Genomic DNA, 19,244 nt, shown 5'->3' with positions numbered 1-19,244 from the left:
TGAATTGAATTTCTGGAAAGCAATCGACATGACCACTTTGACTGCCAAATGGAATTTCCCCACCACCGTGTTTTTTGGCCCAGGCCGCATCAAGGAATTGCCTGCCGTCCTCAAGGCCGCTGGCATTCAGAATCCGCTCTTTGTGACTGACCCCGGTCTGGCAAAACTTCCAGTGGTGGCGTCCACGCTCGCTATTCTGGATGAAGCCGGTGTGAGATACGGGGTTTTCTCCGACGTCAAACCTAATCCGGTCGAAAGCAATCTCTATGCGGGCGTTGAGGTCTTCAAAAGCGGCAAGCATGATGGTGTCATCGCTTTTGGTGGTGGTTCAGCGCTCGACCTCGGCAAGCTGATTGCCTTTCAGGCAGGGCAGACACGACCGGTCTGGGATTTCGAAGACATTGGTGACTGGTGGACGCGCGCTGACAGCAAAGCAATTGCCCCGATCATTGCCGTGCCCACGACCGCTGGCACAGGATCGGAAGTTGGCCGTGCAGGTGTCTTGACCAACGAAGCGACCCATACCAAGAAGGTCATCTTCCACCCCAAGATGCTGCCGGTCACAGTCATTGCCGATCCTGAGCTTTCCACCGGAATGCCACCTTTCATCACTGCGGGCACTGGCATGGACGCACTGGCACACTGCCTTGAAGCCTATTGCGCTCCGGGATTTCATCCGATGGCCGATGGCATCGCGGTGGAGGGTATCCGTCTGGTTCTTGAAAACCTTCCCACCGCCTATGCCGATGGCAAGAATATTGAAGCGCGTGCGAACATGATGGCAGCGGCCGCAATGGGTGCAACGGCCTTCCAGAAAGGGCTCGGCGCAATCCATTCGCTGTCGCATCCCATCGGTGCCCTTTATGATACCCATCATGGCATGACGAATGCGGTTTTCATGCCCTATGTCCTGCTTCAGAACCGATCTGCCATCGAAAAGCGTATAGAACGGCTTGCCGATTATCTCGGCATCAAGGGCGGATTCGACGGATTTCTGGCAGCAGTCATGAAATTGCGGAGCGATTTGAGCGTCCCCAATACGCTGCCCGAATTCATCAAAGGCCTCACAATGGATGACGCCCGGAAAGACCTGATTGCCGAGATGGCTATCGTCGATCCAACCGCTGGCGGCAACCCGATTGAATTGACAAAAGAACGCGCGTTGAAGTTGCTAAATGCTGCACTCGAAGGTAAGGTCTGACACGCTGAATTCAGGCTCGGCAAGGGCCATAAAAGTAAGCATCGCACCACCTATGGCGGGGGGCGATGCATTGGGGGAGCAGGTTCTTGGGGAGGAGCCTGCTCCCTTTCATTTTGCGCAACATTCAGTCCTGCCCAAAACAGCGAAAACCCGGCTTTCCGCCTGTAGAAAAGCGGGAACAAATCGATATTTCAAGCGTTTACCTTAATCACCTAAGACGGAGGGTTGCACGTGAATATCTTCAAACAGACCTGTGTCGGTGCGTTGGCCGTGATCTTCGGAGCGACGTCCATCGCGCCGACAATGGCAGCGCCTTTGAATCTGGAACGTCCGGTCATCAATCATAATGTGGAACAGGTGCGCGATCATCGCCGCCCGCCACGTCACTATAATGGCCATAGGCCCCACCGGCCGGGATACTGGAACGGTCATCGCGGCTATCGGCATTATCGTCATGGCTATCGTCGCTATAATGACGGGTGGTGGTATCCGCTGGCAGCTTTCGGCGCAGGTGCCATCATTGGCGGTGCCGTAAGTCAGCCTCGCCCCGTTTATCGTGCACCGAGGATGTCCAACGCGCATGTTCAGTGGTGCTATAACCGCTACAAATCCTATCGCTCCTCGGACAATACATTCCAGCCCTATAATGGGCCGCGCAGACAGTGCTATTCGCCCTATTCTCGTTGATAATTGGAAACGCGCCCTTTGAGGGCGCTTTTTCATATAGTTTACGATGTGCCGAACAGAAACGTGATGAAATTTCCGGTTTCTGCGATAACCCAATGCTGGACGCCTCTCTCAAAGAGGAATAAGCAAGCCCGCGTCATAGCAATGTCGCGGGCAAAATTTTCTTCGTTCCCATTCTTTTGCGACATGACGGACAATATTCAGAACGTGGATGGTGAAAGAAATGTGCTCGACTTTCTCCACGACCAGTTCAGTCCAAAGCCGGCAGTCGCTCTTTAGCTGCGTGCATTGCGCGGGCAACAGAACGATTTCGGCACAACCTTGAGTTTGAGAATGTCGCATACCACCGCCGCAAGCCCCGCTCCTACCAATGCGCAACGTCTGGCGATGACCGCTCTGATCGTTGGCGGAATCGCTATTGGCAGCTCGCCGATCTTTGTCCGACTTTCCGAGGTGGGTCCGCTCGCAACAGGCTTCTGGCGTCTTGCACTCGCAGTTTTACCGCTTCTGCTCATGGATGGTCGCGAACGGCGCGACGAAAAGGATACTACCCCGCTCACGCTGTCCGACTGTTTGCGCCTCGCCCTGCCAGGCCTATTTATCGCTTTTGACCTCGGCGCGTGGCACTTGTCGCTGCACATGACATCCGTTGCAAATGCCACGCTGCTTGCCAATATGGCGCCGATTTTCGTGACATTGGGCGCTTGGTTGCTTTTCAAATCGCGCGTGAGCACGTCTTTCATGATCGGCCTTGCCGTCGCGGTCATTGGCGTCGTCGTGCTAAAGGGTGGACCGGGCGAGCTTCTCCAGTCCCAATCGTCCGGCGATGCGATGGCGCTTCTGGCCGCAGTCTTCTATGCCGGTTACATTCTCTCGGTTGGCCGCTTGCGCAGCCGCTTTTCCACCATGCGCATCATGCTGTGGAGCAGCGCGATTGCAGCCGTCTTTTCGCTGCCGGTTGCGTATTTCATGGAAGGTCAGATACTGCCTGCCACGCTCTATGGATGGCTTATTCTTGCAGGCCTCGCATGGGTAACTCATGCCGCAGGCCAGAGCATGATCGCTTATGCCCTCGCCTATCTTCCGGCATCGTTCTCGTCACTCACCCTGCTTCTGCAACCGGTTGTCGCAGCGTTTCTTGCCTGGACTATCCTGTCGGAACCTATCGGCATGTTGCAGGCTCTGGGCGGTATCATCGTGATATCGGGCATTTTGATCGCTCGAAGAGGATAAGGCATGAAAAAGCCCCGGTTTCCCGGGGCTTTCTTCCGGGGCTGATTACTCAGCCAGCCATTCCTTGATGCGGTCCGGATGGTCCGCGATATATTTATCGACGGCCTTCTCATAGGATGTTTCCTGCGCATCGAACATTGCAGCTTCGAGCTCGCTGATCGGAATGCTCATCTTGGTCAGCAACGAAGCAACTTTCGGATTGTCTTCCTTGAAGCCCTTACGTGCAATGGCGTCGATATGTTCGGCACCACCCAGTGCGCCTTCAGGATCGGCAATATAGCGGAGCTTGTACTTGCCGAACATCCAGTGCGGGCTCCACGAAGTTGCCACGAACCAGCCGTCGGAACGTGTGGCGCGATCAACTGTCGTCAGCATGGCCGCTTCACTCGAAATATTGAGCTTGTAGTCCAGCCCATATTTCTTGATCGCTTCCTGCGATAGACGAGTGAGGCCTGCGCCCGGATCGATGCCCTGAATTTCGCCCTTCAGCTTCTCGCGAACTTCTGGCTTCTTCAGGTCTTCAATGGAGCTGATCTCGCTTTCCGGGATGTAAGCCGGAACAATCCAACCGAGCTTTGCACCTTCATAGAGCGGGCCTAGGTCTTCGACCTTGTCCTTCACACGTGCATAGTAATCGGCGTGCGTTTCCGGCAGCCAGGCCATCATCATGGCATCGATATCGCCACGGCTCACGCCCTGATAAAGTGGGGCCACGTCCGTCTGAACCAGTTCAACCTTCTGGCCGAGATTGTCTTCGATCAGTTTCTTGGCAAGTTTGGTGACGAACTCAGCATCCGACCACGGTGCCCAGCCGATCTTCACCGGCTTGCCGTCCTGCGCAAATGCTGCGCCCATAGTCATCGTTCCCGCCACAACTGCCGCCAGACCGAATTTGGTTAGTTTGCCTAACATAGCTTCTCCTTTTCGATTGGTATCAGTTCCCATTGTTATTATTGGGTTATTCTTGGTTATTTTGGCTTTCTTTATGCTTCCTGCTTGCGAAAGGACGAGGCGGACTGAGTGTCCGCCGCCTTTCTTAAAGATGCGAGCCTTTTGAAAAATCCGGCTCCGCCCTTGCCGAAGCTCTGGGTAATGCGGTCGAGAATGACCGCCAGAATGACCACGGCAAGGCCACCTTCAAAGCCGAGGCCCACATTGAGGCGCTGGATGCCGGTCAACACTGTATTGCCGAGGCCGCCCGCACCGATCATCGACGCGATGACCACCATTGAAAGCGACAGCATGATCGTCTGGTTGATGCCGGCCATGATCGAGGGCATGGCGTTTGGAAGCTGCACCTTGAACAGAAGCTGCCGTGACGTGCAGCCGAAGGCCAGCCCGGCTTCAACGAATTCGGCATGTACCTGCCGGATACCAAGATTGGTCAGACGCACAACCGGCGGCATGGCGAATATCACCGTCGCAATTGTTCCGGGCACGGCACCGAGGCCAAAGAACATTGCTGCCGGAATAAGATAGACGAAAGCGGGCATCGTCTGCATGAGGTCGAGCACCGGGCGCACAATCGAGGCGACTGTATCGCTGCGCGCCATGGCGATGCCAAGCGGAATGCCGATCACGACAGCAATAACCGTTGATGCCAGCACCAGAGAGAGGCTTTCCATCGTGCCCGTCCACAATTCCATGTGGATGATAAGGCCCAATGCGAGAGCCGTGAATATCGCGAACTTCCACCCCACACGCCACAGCGCGAGCAGTGTAAGAATTGCGACCCCACCTATCGGCGGGACTGCGAGAAGAGCGTTTTGAATACCGTCAGTCACAAAACCGATGGCGGCTGCGATCATATCGAGCGCAGGCGTAAAGTGGTCGAGAATGTAGTTGACCACAACATCCGCCCATCCGCCGACACTGAAATTCAAATCCATGTTTTACCGTCCATTTCCGTATTTCTTCTGGATTGGACCAATTCTGCCTTCATCAGGCAAAAGGCCGTTGGCGCGCAGGTCTCAGCCCGCGCGACCAAGCGTTTCAAGCAAGGCCGATTTGCTGATAGCACCGACATAACGGTTCTGGCGGTCAGTGACCGGGACCGGCCAAGGGCTTTCCGCCACCTGTGTCAGCAATCCGGCAAGCGGCGCTTCGGCTTCGATAGCAGAGACGCTATCCAGTCTCTCGCCATCCTGCGCGACAGCACCCTTTGCCAGCGCATCACGACTGACCATGCCGCGATATGTACGGTCGGCATCGATCAACACGCCGAACGTCTTGCCGCTCGCGTCGAAACGCTCGAGCGCCGTCGCCAGCTGTTCGGGTTCAAACACGATCAGCTCGTCGTCGCGAGCCACATCAGCGGCTTTGAATACGCGGGACACGTCGACATTGCGGAAGAAGGAACGAACATAATCGTTGGCCGGTGCGGACACGATTTCGTTCGGCGTTCCCACCTGGACGACCTTGCCGTGCTGCATGATGCAGATACGATCACCGATACGCATGGCTTCGTCCAGATCATGGCTCACGAAAATGATCGTCCGGCTATGTTCAGCCTGCAACCGCTTGAGTTCGTCCTGCATTTCGGTGCGGATCAGCGGATCAAGGGCAGAAAATGCCTCGTCCATCAGAAGAATGGTCGGCTCGCTTGCCAGCGCGCGCGCCAGTCCGACACGCTGCTTCATACCGCCGGAAAGCTGATCCGGCATACTGTGGGCATATGGTTCAAGACCAACAGCAGCGAGTGCTTTCAGTGCCTTCTGGTGACGTTCAGCCTCACCCATTCCGGCCACTTCGAGACCGAACGACGCATTGTTCAGAACCGAACGATTGGGCAGGAGCGCAAAAGACTGGAACACCATGCTCATGTCGCGACGACGAAGATCGATCAGCTCGCGCTTCGTCATTTTGACGATATCGCGGCCGTCCACTTCGATGGAACCGGCAGTCGGTTCGATCAAGCGATTGAGCAGACGCAGAAGCGTGGATTTGCCCGAGCCGGAGAGGCCCATAATAACGAATACTTCGCCTTCATAGATGTCGAAGGTCGCATCATCGACGCCGATTGTTGCGCCAAGTTCGCTGTGAATCTGGGTTTTTGATTTACCTGCGCGCAATTCTTGCATTGCACGCTCCGGGTCATCGCCGAAGACTTTAAAAACGCTCTTCAAGCTTATTTTCGTCTCAGCCGGCGACTTCATACTTTCTTCCTTGTATAAAATACCATGCATTAAGTTTAACCCCGCTGTGCTGGCGGACTTAATCTCCTTTTTAACATTGATAGAACTTCATTCCAGCGCAAAGTGCCCACACGCGATCTGCGTTCCGCAAACGGTCCGCATGGAATGATTATCGATAGATTGCTTGATTCTATATAGGTCATTTCCCGACATGTCCACCCACAGCCGTGAATTCATCTGAATGATCCGTCCAGCAACCGTCCCCTTGAATGATTTTTTTGAAGGGTTGCACGACGCATTTCGAGGGCTGTTCGACACTGCCTAAAGCAGGAGGCAATCGACCAGCTTGAAGACAATAGTAGTCCCGATCCAGTCAATTACCGGAACACCCTGCGACAAATATGCTATCAGCTGCGACATCGTCCGAATTAGTATAATTCGGGATAAAAATGACTATAATTACAGAAAAATAGTGTGATTATACTGTCGCTCGGAATTATCTAGTCTATACATAAAGACGACGCGGATTGAGCAATCCGCGCCGTGATAGACCTGTTTCAAAGGCCTGTTTCTTCAACGATAAGCCATATATCCGACAAAGCCGGTGATCTTCCAGCGTGCCCCGTCGCGACGACAAAAATAAAGCGTCTGCCAGTTGAGGCGATCGATTGTTCCGTCCTTTCTGGCGATCGTTCCATCGAATTTTTTCCGTGCGAGAGCGACGTCGCCGGTAATATCGATCACACTCAGGTTGGTCGCACGAAAGATACCGTCCGCCAGAGATTCGGCATATTCCACCGCTGCACTCTCCGCTGCCTGTCGCAGCCATTCATCGCGATAACTTGCGAGCGTCGGAAAACCGGCGTCCCAATTGTCAGGATCGCGATCATTGTGCGCATGAATGCCAAGGAAGCGCACCTCATCGAAATCATCGGCCACCAATGACCAGTCCTGCGATACGAAGGCCTCGATATCGCGCCGTACAAGCATCTCCCAAATCTGCTCGCGATCCTTGTCGCCAGCAAACGGATTGGCCGCACCCTTCATGCTATCCTCCTGATTATCTTAATTTTCCACGTGCGGCGACCGGCAGGATATCGACGACATCCTCGCCCGAAACAAGATGAACTTCATCAAAGAGATTGGAAACGACGCAGACGTGGTCGGGAATAATTCGGAGCCGCTCACCAACCTTCAGACCCGCGACATCACCAACCAGCTTGCCGTGCTCCTCACTCAGGCCGATCACACGGGCATCGGGACGGCCCATCACTTCACCAAAGTCGCTCAGTCCCAGCGTATCGCTGGATAGTGCCTTGGACCCGGCATCAATGATCGCTCGTTCTGATGTTGGATGGCTGACGACCGTTGAAAGCACCGTCAAGGCGCAGTCATCCACTGTCGCCGCGGCCTTTTCGACCTGATAACGATCGAAATAGATATAGGTGCCGGGGCGATATTCGGTGACGACGCTGTCGCTGGGTTTGCGCCACATATCGGGCGTGCCGCCGCTTGAAATCGTCTCGCAGGGAAGGCCATTCGCCTCCAGCAACTCACGGGCCGAATAAAGCCATTGTTCAGCCTCGTCCGGCTTACCCGCTGCGGGATAGGTCATCAGACCACCGAAACGCAGTCCTGCGCTCTGGTCTATAATGCGTGCCAGCTCCAGGGCTTCGGCTGGCGTCTGCACGCCACAGCGCCCCATGCCCGTGTCGCATTCGACAAGCACTTTCAACGGATGCTTTTCATCAGTGAAACGCGCCGCCAGTCCTGCAAGGGAGGTTCGATTATCGACCGTTACAGACAGGGTGATGCGTTGATGCAGCGTATGAAGGCGATCAAGCTTTTCCTGTCCGAGAATATTGTAGGGCAGGAAAATGTTCGTCAGCCCGGCATCGGCCATGACTTCTGCCTCGCCTAGCTTCTGGCAGGTGATCCCGGTCGCGCCCGCTTCCACCTGCATTTTGGCGAAGAGCGGCAGCTTATGCGTCTTGATATGCGGGCGCAGTTTAATCCCCACCGCATCCGCATGGGCCTGTGCCTTAGCGATATTCGCCTTCACGCGATCAATATCGATGAGGATCGCAGGTGTATCCACCTCGTGAACGGTTTTCGGTCTGGTCATGGATCAGTCTCCCAGCGGCAAGCGCGGATCGTCTATGGTGAGCGTATTGAGGCTATGCTTGATGCGGCGCAGGCTTTCCAGCACCTTCGGGCCACGCGCTTCTGCTGTCGCCGTGGCGATCATGTCGAGAATGGCCAGCAGCGCGAAGCGTGACGATGTCGGCTTGTAGATATTGCCGTCTTCATTGGCCTGATATGGAATGAGCACATCCGCCGCCTTGGCGAGATCGGAACCGGCAGGCGTGATCGCTACCGTCTGCGCTCCATATTGCCGCGCAACCAGCACGGCCTCCACCACCGAACGCGCAAAGCCGGAGACGGAGAAAGCGATTACCGTTGTTTCATGCGTGGTGACGGCGGCATACATGCGCTGTAATTGCCCATCAACCTGTGCGCTGACCGGAATACCGAGCCGGAACAAGCGGTTCTGCATTTCTGTTGCCAGCATGGACGAGATGCCGCCAGACCCGAGACATAGCACAGGGCCACCGGCGGCAAGCCGTTCGGCCACTTTCATCAACACGCCCATGTCGAGCCCGTCGCTGGCGCGCTGGATAGCAGCAACTGCCGCATCGGTCACAGCCGTCGCTATGCGGCTTTCACGCACATCCCGCGCGGGGATTTCAGCCGTCAGATACTGCCCGCCGATGGCCAAGGCCTGCGCCAGAAAGAACTTGAAGTCGCGAACCCCGTCACAGCCAAGTGCCCGGCAAAAACGTGTCACCGTGGGTTCGCTGACACCTGCTCTGGCTGCAATTTCCGAGATTGCCGCCTTGGAAGCATAATCGGGATCAGCCAGCACGAGCGCAGCCAGCCTCCGGTCGGATTTCGATCCGTCCTGCGCCACGACATGCAGCCGCGTGATGATGTCGGCAACCTTGCTCATCGGAAATTTAAAGCGGGAGACCGCTATCCTTGTCGAAAAGATGTATGTGTTCGCTCTTCGCAGTTACAGGCACTTGCTCGCCGGGCGCAAGATGTATGCGCTCGCGAAACACAGCTCGTATAGGCTGTCCTGCAATCCGGCCATAAATATGCGTTTCCGGACCAGTCGGCTCGATCACCTCGACGGTGAGTTTCAGCCCCTTGCCATCCGGCGCGACCGTAAAATTTTCCGGTCGAATGCCTGCTTCCACCTGCCGGATTTCGGATGATCCCGCGCCAACAGCGATTTCCTCGCCCTCTCCGGTACGGAATACTCCGTCTGACACAGTTCCCGGAATGAAACTCATCGACGGCGAGCCGATAAAGCCCGCGACAAACTTGTTGGCAGGACGATCGTAAAGATCCAGCGGCGCACCGATCTGTTGAATCCTGCCCTGATTCATGACCACAATCCGGTCGGCCATGGTCATGGCCTCAATCTGGTCATGGGTGACATAGATCACCGTCGACTTCAGCCGCTGATGTAGCGCCTTGATTTCCGTGCGCATCTGTACGCGCAATTGCGCATCGAGATTGGAAAGCGGCTCATCAAACAGAAATACCGACGGTTCGCGAACAATGGCGCGCCCCATGGCGACGCGCTGGCGCTGCCCGCCTGAAAGCTGGCGTGGGTAGCGATCAAGATAGGAATGGAGATTGAGGATGGACGCCGCCCTGTCCACCTTCGCGGCCGTTTCTTCCGATTTCTCGCCGCGAATGCGCGGACCAAAGCCGATGTTTTCACGCGCCGTCATATGCGGAAACAACGCATAGGATTGAAAGACCATCGCAATATTGCGCTTTTGCGGTGGCAACTCGTTAGCCCGTTCCCCACCAATCAGAAGGTCACCACCGGAAATGGGTTCAAGCCCGGCCACCATCCGCAAAAGCGTGGATTTTCCGCAGCCGGAAGGGCCAACTAGCACAAGGAATTCCCCACTTTGAATATTAAGGTCGACATGGTCGAGGACCGTCAATTGTCCGAAAGTCTTGGTGATGCCGCGCAGAGAAACTTCTTTCATCGGTCAGTTCCCTCCGAGAATATCTTCGATGAAAGGACGGCAGCCCGCAGTCAGCCCGGCATCGACCGGAAGGATCGCGCCGGTAATCCCCGATGCGCGGTCAGAGGCCAGAAATGCTACCGTTTCCGCCACTTCACGCGTGTCAACGATGCGCCCCAGCGGATAAAAGCGCTGTAGGCGCTCCAGCACGCTCGCATCCTGTGCGATACGATGATCCCATGCGGGTGTTCTTATCGACCCCGGACAGACGACGTTGGCACGCACGCCCTTCCTTCCGAACTCAACCGCAATACCACGCGCAAAGGCATTGATTCCGGCTTTGGCAGCTGCATAAGCCGGGTTTCCGAAATGCAGGAGACCGTTAACCGAGGAAATGAAGACGAAAACGCCGTGTCCGCGCGACGCCATGGCCTGCGCCATGACATTTGAAAATCCGGCAACCGCAGTCAGGTTGAGATCGATCTCAGCGTCGATGTTGCCCTGATCCAGCCCATCGAAGGTCTCGGCACGGGTCCAGCCCGCATTGTTGATGACAATATCGGGCAGGCCCGATTCCGCTATTATCCGCTTTGCAGCCAGCTCCAGCCCGTCGCGGTCAAGCAGATCAAAGGCATGACGCGCATGAAAATCATCGCCGGTCATTGCCTCCAGTGTCGTATCGCAACCGATCACGCGGGCGCCGCGTTCAGAGAACAGCTTGACCAGCGCGCTTCCAACACCGCCACCGGCTCCGGTAACCAGCACCGACTTTCCGGTAAATTCGCCTGCTTGCTCCACGCTATTCCCCTTTTATGCGGCAGCTTTCTGCACCTGTTTATTCCCACCAGCGTAAAAGTCAAAATGTAAGTTTGCAACAAAACTTTTCGCTTGAAAGTACGGATTAAGCCGATAATGTAAGAAAATAACAAAAATAGATCGTCATCGCACCAATGCGGGGCAAAACAAGGGAACGGGAAGATGTCTATCAATAAATGGAAGGCCGGCCTGCTGGCCGGATTGAGCGTTCTGGCGCTGTCATCGGTTGCGAATGCAGGCGAAGTGCGCATGACTGTCGCGGAGTACAGCTCCAAGACCGGCCCCTACTTCGAAGAGGTCAAGAAGGCATTTGAAGCTGCCAATCCCGGCATCACGCTCAACTTTGAAGTGGTTCCATGGGATGTACTTCTGCAGAAACTGACTACCGATATTTCAGCAGGCACCAATGCGGACCTTTCGATCATCGGCACACGCTGGTTGATCGATTTCGTGCAACAGGGCATCGCCGAACCGCTCGACGATTACATGAACGACGAGTTCAAGGGCCGGTTCATCGAGACTTTCCTGTCTCCGTCCATCCTTGAGGGCAAGACTTACGGCCTGCCGATCGCAGCCTCTGCCCGCGCTATGTATTACAACAAGGATCTGCTGGCCAAGGCAGGCGTCGAAAACCCGCCCGCAACCTGGGACGAGCTGAGAGCCGCCGCCACCAAGATCAAGGCACTTGGCGGAGAGAATTACGGTTTCGGCCTACAGGGCAAGGAAATCGAGACCGACGTTTATTACTATTACGGCATGTGGTCCTATGGGACAGAAATTCTCAACAAGGACGGCACGTCGGGCCTCAGCACACCCGGCGCGCTTGAAGCCGCGAAGCTTTACAAGTCGCTGATAGATGATGGCCTGACCCAGCCCGGCGTCACCTCCTATGCCCGTGAAGACGTTCAGAACCTCTTCAAGCAGGGCAAGGTCGGCATGATGATTACCGCGCCTTTCCTTTCCAACCAGATCAAGGAAGAAGCGCCAAACCTTAAATATGGCGTTGCAGCCATTCCTGCCGGACCGTCAGGCGCGCGTGGTACCTATGGCGTGACCGATTCCGTCATCATGTTCCAGAATTCCAAGAACAAGGAGGAAGCCTGGAAGGTGCTCGACTTCCTGTTCCAGACTGAATGGCGCGCCAAGTTCACGCAGGGCGAAGGTTTCCTTCCGGTCAACAAGGAAGAAGCGAAGATGGATTATTACGTCAATAATGCCGATCTTGCCGCCTTCACCGCGCTTCTGCCGGATGCCCGCTTTGCACCGATCATTCCGGGCTGGGAAGAAATTGCCGACATCACGTCCAACGCCATGCAGAGCATCTATCTCGGCAAGGGCGAACCTGATGCCGTGCTGAAGGACGCCGCCGCCAAGGCGGATGCAATCCTGAAGAAGTAACACTCCCCGCCTGCCCGGCAGTGCCCTCGCTCTGCCGGGCTTTTTTCTTTTCAGGGATTTTGATTGCCAATGCAAAGCCGCACCCTGCCCTATTTCCTGATCCTGCCGAGCCTGCTTCTGGCTGCGGTGGTGATCTTCTGGCCCGTGGTGCATCTCGTTGAAATTGCCAGCCATGACGTAAACCGCTTCGGGCAGCTACGCGATTTCAACGACGGCGCAAATTTCACTGCACTTTTCGCAACACCCGATTTTCTGAATGCACTCTGGCGCACCGCACTCTGGACCGTCGCCGTGGTTGGCGGGGCACTTATCGTCTCCATTCCGGTCGCCATCATCCTCAACATGGATTTCTATGGCCGTTCGGTAGCGCGGGTCATCGTCATGCTGCCGTGGGCAGTTTCGCTCACCATGACAGCCATTGTCTGGCGCTGGGCGCTCAATGGCGAAAGCGGAATGCTCAATTCCGCACTGCGCAATCTCGGTATCATCGACAGCAATATTCAATGGCTGGCGAGCGCGGCCACCGCCTTTCCAATGCAAATACTGGTCGGCATTCTGGTCACCGTGCCGTTCACGACCACCATATTTCTCGGCGGACTGTCATCCATCCCGGAGGATCTTTATGAAGCGTCGTCTCTCGAAGGCGCTAGCCTGTGGCAGCAGTTTCGCGAAATCACGTTTCCGCTGCTCAAGCCCTTCGTCAACATCGCCATCGTGCTCAATACGATCTATGTCTTCAATTCATTCCCGATCATCTGGGTCATGACGCAGGGTGGACCGGCAAACTCCACCGATATTCTGGTAACGCATCTCTACAAGCTGGCTTTCCGCCTCGGAAAGCTGGGAGAAGCCTCCGCCGTATCGCTTATCATGCTGGCAATACTCCTCGTCTTCACGGCGATCTATATCCGCCTCGCAATGCGGGGAGAACGCGCATGACCGGCTCGAAGCTGAAACGCACAATCATTGCCTGGGCCGTTCTGTCGCCGCTTATCGTGCTGACACTGTTTCCCTTCGCGGTGATGTTTTTCACCGCCGTCAAGCCTCCACAGGAGGTCCTGTCTCCAACATGGTGGCCAAGCAGCTTCCGCTGGCAGAATTTTTCGGAAATGTGGGTTCAGACCAAATTCGGGCAAGCGCTTCTGAACTCGCTTTACGTTTCGGTTATTGCTTCCGTCGGTGCCATCATTGTTTCCATTCCTGCCGCCTATGCCATGTCGCGCTTCCGCTTTGCAGGCCACGGTGCATTCCGGCAATTCCTGCTGATTTCGCAGATGATCTCGCCCATCGTTCTGGTGCTGGGCCTTTTCCGGCTGCTCGCCGCCTATGGATTGATTGAAAGTGTCTCCGCGGTCGGCGCGGTCTATATGGCCTTCAACATCGCCTTCACCGTGTGGATGCTGCAAAGCTATTTCGACACCATACCGCGCGATCTGGAAGAAGCTTCGTGGATGGAAGGCGCCGGGCGCGGCAAGACACTGATAAAAGTGTTTCTGCCGCTCTGCCTGCCCGCCATTGCCGTCACGGCAATCTTCACCTTCATCAATGCATGGAACGAATTTGTCGTGGCGCTGACCATGCTGCGCAGGCAGGAAAGCTACACCCTGCCCATTCAGGTCTTCTCGCTCGTCGCGGGGCGCTACACGGTCGAATGGCACTACGTCATGGCAGCCACCTTTCTTGCAACACTGCCGGTCGCCATCCTTTTCATCTGGCTCCAGCGCTATCTCATCAAGGGACTGGCCCTTGGAGCAGTCAAATAACCGGAGAAAATCATGTCCAGAAAACAGGTCTTCGGCGCATCACATGTGCCACTTTCCCCCGCCGTTCGCGCAGGCGACACAGTCTATGTTTCGGGTCAGGTACCGGTTGGACCAAACGGCCAGATTGTTGAAGGCGGCATCGAAGCCCAGACAAAACAGGTCCTCGAAAACGTCAAGGCCGCACTTGCGCTTGCAGGCGCCACAATGGAAGACGTGGTCAAAACCACCATATGGCTGGAAGATGCTCGGGATTTCGGGCGGATGAATGCCGTTTACGGCACCTATTTTCCAAAAGAGCCTCCCGCGCGCACCACGGTTGAATCCCGCCTGATGATCGACATCAAGATCGAAGTCGAAGCCATCGCCTACGCACCACAAAAATAAGCACGTCACCTCCCCGCACAGAGTATTTCCATGCGCATTTTCACCGCATCGCTTGCGACAGAAACCAACACGTTCTCGCCGGTTCCAACCGACAGGGCCTCGTTCGAGATGGCTTTTTATGCCGCGCCGGGCAAGCATCCGGAAACGCCGACGCTTTGCTCTTCGCCCATTGTCGCGTTGCGCAAGCGTGCGGCAGCGGAAGGGCTGACCGTCATCGAAGGCACTGCCACCTGGGCGGAACCGGGCGGATTGTTGCAGCGGCAGGCGTTCGAGGAATTGCGCGATGAAATCCTTGACCAGCTGAAAGCCGCAATGCCCGTTGATGCAGTCGTGCTCGGCCTGCATGGCGCCATGGTCGCTCAAGGTTACGACGATTGCGAGGGGGATCTTCTGGAACGCGTGCGCGCCATTGTCGGGCCGGATATTCTGGTTGCCAGCGAATTCGATCCGCATAGCCACCTGACGCCGAAGCGTGTCGAAAACCTCAATATTTTCGCGTCGTTCCTCGAATTTCCTCACACGGATTTTTATGAGCGCGGCGAGCATGTGGTCGATCTTGCGCTGGACGCCCTGAAAGGTCACATCAAGCCGGTCATATCCACATTCGACTGCCATATGATCAGTGTGTTTCCCACAAGCAAGGAGCCGATGCGCTCCTTCGTCGATCGCATCAAGGCGATGCACGGCAAAGACGGGATTCTGTCGATCTCCGTCATTCATGGCTTCATGGCTGCCGATGTGCCGGAAATGGGAACCCGCATTCTCGTCGTCACAGACAACGATCCGGCAAAGGGGGCAGCACTTGCCGAAAAACTCGGGCGTGAACTGATTGCGATGCGCGAGCAGACATTGATGACCATGTTCGACACCGATCAGGGCATCGACCGGGCGCTGGCTGCCCATGCAGCCAATCCCGCCAAACCTGCGGTGATCGCCGATGTATGGGACAATCCCGGCGGCGGGGTTGCAGGCGACGGAACCTATGTCCTTCGCCGCCTGATCGAACGCGGCATCGACAATATAGGCATTGCTACGATCTGGGACCCCATCGCAGTGACCTTCTGTCATGCGGCAGGCGAAGGCGCGGTGATCGATCTTCGTTTCGGCGGCAAGTCCGGTCCGCTTGGTGGCGAACCCATCGATGCCCGCGTGACGGTCATGAAAACCCTTGCCGAAGGCTGGCAGAGTTTTGGCCCAAGCCGCGTGACGCTGGGGGCCTCGGCGGTTGTGCGACTTGAAGGCACCGAGATCGATATCATTCTCAACACCAACCGGACGCAGACATTCGAGCCGGATATCTTCTCCAATATCGGCATCGATCCGATGAAGAAGGATATACTGGTAGTCAAATCCACCAATCATTTCCACGCAGGCTTCGTGCCGATTGCTGCCGAGATTATCTATGTCGCGGCGCCCAGCTCCTATCCGAGCAATCCGCGCACGACCAATTACCGCAAGCTCAGCCGTGCCATCTGGCCGCGTGTCGAAAACCCGTGGTGAACAAACGAAAAAAGCGCGGGAATTTCCCGCGCTTTTTTCGAGCATTTCCGGTTTAAATTAAAACATTGGAAATGCTCTATCTCTTTGTTTTTAAGCATTATCCTACGCAAAACCGCTTCGCATTTTTGCTGAAAATGCTCTAATGAGCCAGATAGGTTGAGATAATCGGCACGTAAGTGACCAGCGCCAGCAGGATGAACAGCGCCATATACATGCTGAATGCCTGGCGGGTGAAATCTCCCACCCTCACCTTCGCAATATTGCAGACCATCAGCATGACCGTTCCGACAGGCGGTGTCAGCGTGCCAATCGACAGGTTGATAATCACGATGATACCGAAATGCACAGGATCAATGCCCAGAGCCTTTACCGTCGGTATCAGAAGCGGCACCAGAACGATCATCAGGGCCGTGCCCTCGATCAGCGCGCCGAGAATCAGCAAGATCACGTTGACTGCCAGCAAGAACGCATAAGGATTGCTGGTGAAGGACGAGATCAGCTGCATAAGCGACTGGCCGGCCTGTTCAAGCGAAAACACCCATGCGAGCGCCGATGATGCCATAATGACCAGCATGACGGATGCGGTCGATTTCGCCGTTTCGATCAGCGAATCCACCACATGCGAGACGCGCATTTCGCGATAGATCACGAAGCCGATAATCAGAACCAGCGTAACGGCAACTGCACCGGCTTCCGTCGGGGTGAAGATGTTCAAGCGGATGCCGCCGATGATCGCGAACAGCAGCAGCACCGCAGGCCATGCCGAAGCAAGCGTCGAGGCAACTTCGGCGCCGCTCATCCGCTTTTCACGGCTTGGCTTGTAGCCGCGCTTTACCGATGTCGCATAAGCCGCGATCATCAGGATAACGGCGCCCAGAATGCCCGGCAGCACACCTGCCATGAACATCTTGCCAATGGAAACATCCGCAATCAGACCATAGATGATGAGCGCAATGCCGGGAGGAATGATCGGCGTAATCAGCGAGCCAGCTGCCGTCACCGCGCAGGAGAACGCTTTGTCATAGCCACGCTTGACCATTTCCGGCACCATCATGCGGGTGAGCATGGCGCTGTCGGCCAGATTGGAAGCGCTGACGCCACCCATCAGGGTGGAAACCATGATGTTGGTGAGTGCCATGCCGCCGCGCATACGACCGACCAGAATTTCCGCGACCTTGATCAGACGTTCTGCAATGCCGGTATGCGACATCACCGTACCAAGCATGATGAAGAACGGAATGGCAAGCAGCGACGTGTTCTGTGCCGGGCTGATGAAGCGCTGCACGGCAATCGCTATCGGCATCTGGTTGAAAAAGGTGAAATAGGTGAAGACCGCAATCAAAATGGCCACATAGAGGCGCATATTGAGCGCGATCAGCGCCAGCATGATGAGAACGATGGTTGTCAGGTTCATGCCTTGCCTCCCGCAAAAGCGGCGCGCAAGGATTTGAATGCGCCTGCAAACATATAAAGAGCGATAATGACGAAGCCGACCGGCACAGCGATATCGATCCAGTAATAGGAGACCCGCAGCACGTCAGTCACTTTGAACTGAGCCGCAACCGAAAGCTTGTAACCGGCATAGGACACGTAAAGCAGGAACAGTCCCGACAGGATGGAGACGATGGCGTTGACGACATCGCGCACCTTTTCCGACAGCAGATCCACGAGCATCGGAATGGCAAGATGCTGGTTGCTGCGTTCTGCGGCGACACTGCCAAGCATCACGATCCAGATCATCAACAGACCGGCCATTTCCTCGGTCCATTGCAATGGCTGATGCATCCAATAGCGCATGACGACGGCGATGTTGAACATCGCAAGCAGGATGAACAGCGGCACAGCAGCCAGCCATTCGATCAGTTTTTCAAAGTATTTCATCGGATTGAGTTCCACGATCGAGCCATGCCGCGGCAAACCGCGACACGGCATTATCCGAGTAAGGATGGATCAGTTCAGTTCGGCTTTGATCTTGTCATAAAGGCCGGGCGACCATTCCGGGAACTGGGTGTAGACCTTTTCAGCAAGTGCCTTGAAAGGAGCGCGGTCGACATCGATAATCTCGACACCAGCTTCCTTCATCTTCTCGATCATTTCATTGTCTTTTTCGATCGTCAGCTTCTGGCTGTAGAGACCCGCATCGTAAGCGGACTCATGGATCATCTTGAGCTGATCTTCCGGCAGCGTGGAGAAGAAGGCTTCGCCGCCGACAATCAGAGCAACGTTGGTCAGATAGCCGACCTTGCTCAGATATTTGGCTTCTTCCTGGAACTTCTGGCCGTAAAGAACCGAGATCGGGTTCTCAACGCCATCAATCACGCCCTGCGCCAGCGCAGGGAAGGTTTCGCCCAGCGGCATCGGGGTCGGCGTTGCGCCCATGGCTTCGAAAGTCTTGATCTGCATGACGTTGTTCGGCACGCGAATCTTCATGCCCTTCAAATCTTCAGGCGTACGGATCGGCTTCTTGGAAATGATCTGACGAATGCCGTAGAGATAGTTCGGCATTACGATGTGAATGCCCTTCTTCATCAGCTCTTCACTCTTTTCCTTGAACCAGGGACCATCATAAACTTTGAAAAGCTGTGCCGGATCATCGGTCAGGAACGGACCGTAGAGTACGCCGAGGTCCGGGTCATATTCGGCCAGAAAGCCAACGTCGGAAATGGTCACGACATTGAGCCCCATCATGGCCTGCTCGGTCACGTCCTTCTTGGAGCCAAGCTGCGAGCTTGGATAGAGTTCGAGCGTGATCTCGCCATTGCTGCGCTTGGCAAGATCATCTTTCCAGTAATGCATCACCTCATCGAAAGGCTCGCCGGGGTTGTTTTCATAGGCAACCTTGATCGAAACATTGGCAGCATAGGCGGCCATGCTTCCTGCCAGCAGCATGCTGGCGGCGATCATGCCGGTAACGAGTTTCTTCATCTTTGTCCTCCCATATGGGGTCATTAAACAATTGGCCCTAGGGCCGGTTTCCTCCGTTAGAGCGCCATGCGTCCAATTTGGACGCTTAAAGGACGCTCTAATTTCTTCAGTTTACGCATCGATTTTCCATCGATGCGTGGCAGCCCACGTCTTC

The 19,244-nt window shown here is 55.5% G+C and carries 19 protein-coding genes; 8 read left to right on the top strand and 11 right to left on the bottom strand.

Annotation, left to right across the window (positions count from 1 at the left end):
* The first annotated feature begins 28 nt into the window (after nucleotides 1-28).
* From FG152_RS01695 to FG152_RS01685, 3 genes are all read left to right on the top strand, one after another.
* Nucleotides 29-1,201: an iron-containing alcohol dehydrogenase gene (locus FG152_RS01695; protein WP_010659068.1), complete on the top strand. Its 1,173-nt coding sequence runs from the start codon at nucleotides 29-31 to the stop codon at nucleotides 1,199-1,201.
* Nucleotides 1,202-1,432: 231 nt separating this feature from the next.
* Complete coding sequence (locus FG152_RS01690; protein WP_010659069.1) at nucleotides 1,433-1,888, top strand: BA14K family protein; 456 nt, start codon at nucleotides 1,433-1,435, stop codon at nucleotides 1,886-1,888.
* A gap of 333 nt (nucleotides 1,889-2,221) precedes the next feature.
* Nucleotides 2,222-3,121 carry a DMT family transporter gene (locus FG152_RS01685; protein ID WP_029375998.1) on the top strand — a complete coding sequence of 300 codons (900 nt, stop codon included), beginning with the start codon at nucleotides 2,222-2,224 and terminating at the stop codon, nucleotides 3,119-3,121.
* A gap of 45 nt (nucleotides 3,122-3,166) precedes the next feature.
* Here the strand turns inward: FG152_RS01685 and FG152_RS01680 are convergent, their stop codons facing one another.
* The 8 genes from FG152_RS01680 to FG152_RS01645 all read right to left on the bottom strand — a co-directional run bounded on the left by FG152_RS01680 (nucleotide 3,167) and on the right by FG152_RS01645 (nucleotide 11,102).
* Nucleotides 3,167-4,033 (bottom strand): glycine betaine ABC transporter substrate-binding protein, encoded by an 867-nt coding sequence (locus FG152_RS01680; RefSeq protein WP_010659072.1) that lies wholly within the window; start codon nucleotides 4,031-4,033, stop codon nucleotides 3,167-3,169.
* A 71-nt stretch (nucleotides 4,034-4,104) separates the two neighbouring features.
* Nucleotides 4,105-5,010 (bottom strand): ABC transporter permease, encoded by a 906-nt coding sequence (locus tag FG152_RS01675; protein ID WP_010659073.1) that lies wholly within the window; start codon nucleotides 5,008-5,010, stop codon nucleotides 4,105-4,107.
* Between the two features lie 81 nt (nucleotides 5,011-5,091).
* Nucleotides 5,092-6,276, bottom strand: a complete 1,185-nt coding sequence (proV, locus tag FG152_RS01670) for a glycine betaine/L-proline ABC transporter ATP-binding protein ProV (protein WP_010659074.1) — start codon at nucleotides 6,274-6,276, stop codon at nucleotides 5,092-5,094.
* A gap of 552 nt (nucleotides 6,277-6,828) precedes the next feature.
* Nucleotides 6,829-7,302: a hypothetical protein gene (locus FG152_RS01665; RefSeq protein WP_010659075.1), complete on the bottom strand. Its 474-nt coding sequence runs from the start codon at nucleotides 7,300-7,302 to the stop codon at nucleotides 6,829-6,831.
* A gap of 13 nt (nucleotides 7,303-7,315) precedes the next feature.
* Nucleotides 7,316-8,380 (bottom strand): D-TA family PLP-dependent enzyme, encoded by a 1,065-nt coding sequence (locus tag FG152_RS01660; protein WP_010659076.1) that lies wholly within the window; start codon nucleotides 8,378-8,380, stop codon nucleotides 7,316-7,318.
* 3 nt (nucleotides 8,381-8,383) lie between these two features.
* Nucleotides 8,384-9,265, bottom strand: a complete 882-nt coding sequence (locus tag FG152_RS01655) for a MurR/RpiR family transcriptional regulator (protein WP_010659077.1) — start codon at nucleotides 9,263-9,265, stop codon at nucleotides 8,384-8,386.
* A gap of 7 nt (nucleotides 9,266-9,272) precedes the next feature.
* Nucleotides 9,273-10,325, bottom strand: coding sequence for an ABC transporter ATP-binding protein (locus FG152_RS01650; RefSeq protein WP_010659078.1), 1,053 nt, complete (start codon nucleotides 10,323-10,325; stop codon nucleotides 9,273-9,275).
* Between the two features lie 3 nt (nucleotides 10,326-10,328).
* Complete coding sequence (locus FG152_RS01645; protein WP_010659079.1) at nucleotides 10,329-11,102, bottom strand: SDR family oxidoreductase; 774 nt, start codon at nucleotides 11,100-11,102, stop codon at nucleotides 10,329-10,331.
* A 180-nt stretch (nucleotides 11,103-11,282) separates the two neighbouring features.
* Here FG152_RS01645 and FG152_RS01640 point away from each other — a divergent pair, with 180 nt between their 5' ends.
* From FG152_RS01640 to FG152_RS01620, 5 genes are all read left to right on the top strand, one after another.
* The gene (locus FG152_RS01640) at nucleotides 11,283-12,518 is read left to right on the top strand and encodes an ABC transporter substrate-binding protein (protein WP_498985102.1); all 1,236 of its coding nucleotides are present in this window, start codon (nucleotides 11,283-11,285) and stop codon (nucleotides 12,516-12,518) included.
* Nucleotides 12,519-12,587: 69 nt separating this feature from the next.
* Nucleotides 12,588-13,457: a carbohydrate ABC transporter permease gene (locus tag FG152_RS01635; RefSeq protein ID WP_010659081.1), complete on the top strand. Its 870-nt coding sequence runs from the start codon at nucleotides 12,588-12,590 to the stop codon at nucleotides 13,455-13,457.
* Complete coding sequence (locus FG152_RS01630) at nucleotides 13,454-14,281, top strand: carbohydrate ABC transporter permease (RefSeq protein WP_010659082.1); 828 nt, start codon at nucleotides 13,454-13,456, stop codon at nucleotides 14,279-14,281. The genes FG152_RS01635 and FG152_RS01630 overlap by 4 nt, the downstream gene beginning before the upstream one ends.
* Nucleotides 14,282-14,293: 12 nt before the next feature.
* On the top strand, nucleotides 14,294-14,665 hold the full coding sequence (locus FG152_RS01625; protein ID WP_010659083.1) for a RidA family protein: 372 nt from the start codon (nucleotides 14,294-14,296) through the stop codon (nucleotides 14,663-14,665).
* Between the two features lie 30 nt (nucleotides 14,666-14,695).
* A complete protein-coding gene (locus FG152_RS01620; RefSeq protein WP_010659084.1) occupies nucleotides 14,696-16,165 on the top strand; it encodes a M81 family metallopeptidase in 1,470 nt (489 codons plus the stop codon).
* Nucleotides 16,166-16,304: 139 nt separating this feature from the next.
* Here the strand turns inward: FG152_RS01620 and FG152_RS01615 are convergent, their stop codons facing one another.
* The 3 genes from FG152_RS01615 to FG152_RS01605 form a co-directional block, all read right to left on the bottom strand.
* The gene (locus FG152_RS01615) at nucleotides 16,305-17,579 is read right to left on the bottom strand and encodes a TRAP transporter large permease (protein WP_010659085.1); all 1,275 of its coding nucleotides are present in this window, start codon (nucleotides 17,577-17,579) and stop codon (nucleotides 16,305-16,307) included.
* Nucleotides 17,576-18,046, bottom strand: a complete 471-nt coding sequence (locus FG152_RS01610; RefSeq protein WP_181152405.1) for a TRAP transporter small permease — start codon at nucleotides 18,044-18,046, stop codon at nucleotides 17,576-17,578. The genes FG152_RS01615 and FG152_RS01610 overlap by 4 nt, the downstream gene beginning before the upstream one ends.
* A gap of 69 nt (nucleotides 18,047-18,115) precedes the next feature.
* The gene (locus FG152_RS01605; protein WP_010659087.1) at nucleotides 18,116-19,090 is read right to left on the bottom strand and encodes a C4-dicarboxylate TRAP transporter substrate-binding protein; all 975 of its coding nucleotides are present in this window, start codon (nucleotides 19,088-19,090) and stop codon (nucleotides 18,116-18,118) included.
* Nucleotides 19,091-19,244 lie beyond the last annotated feature (154 nt).

Origin of the sequence: Ochrobactrum sp. XJ1 (assembly GCF_024701725.1) — a bacterium.
GTDB lineage: Bacteria > Pseudomonadota > Alphaproteobacteria > Rhizobiales > Rhizobiaceae > Brucella > Brucella anthropi.
This window is presented reverse-complemented; position numbering and strand designations above follow the sequence as displayed.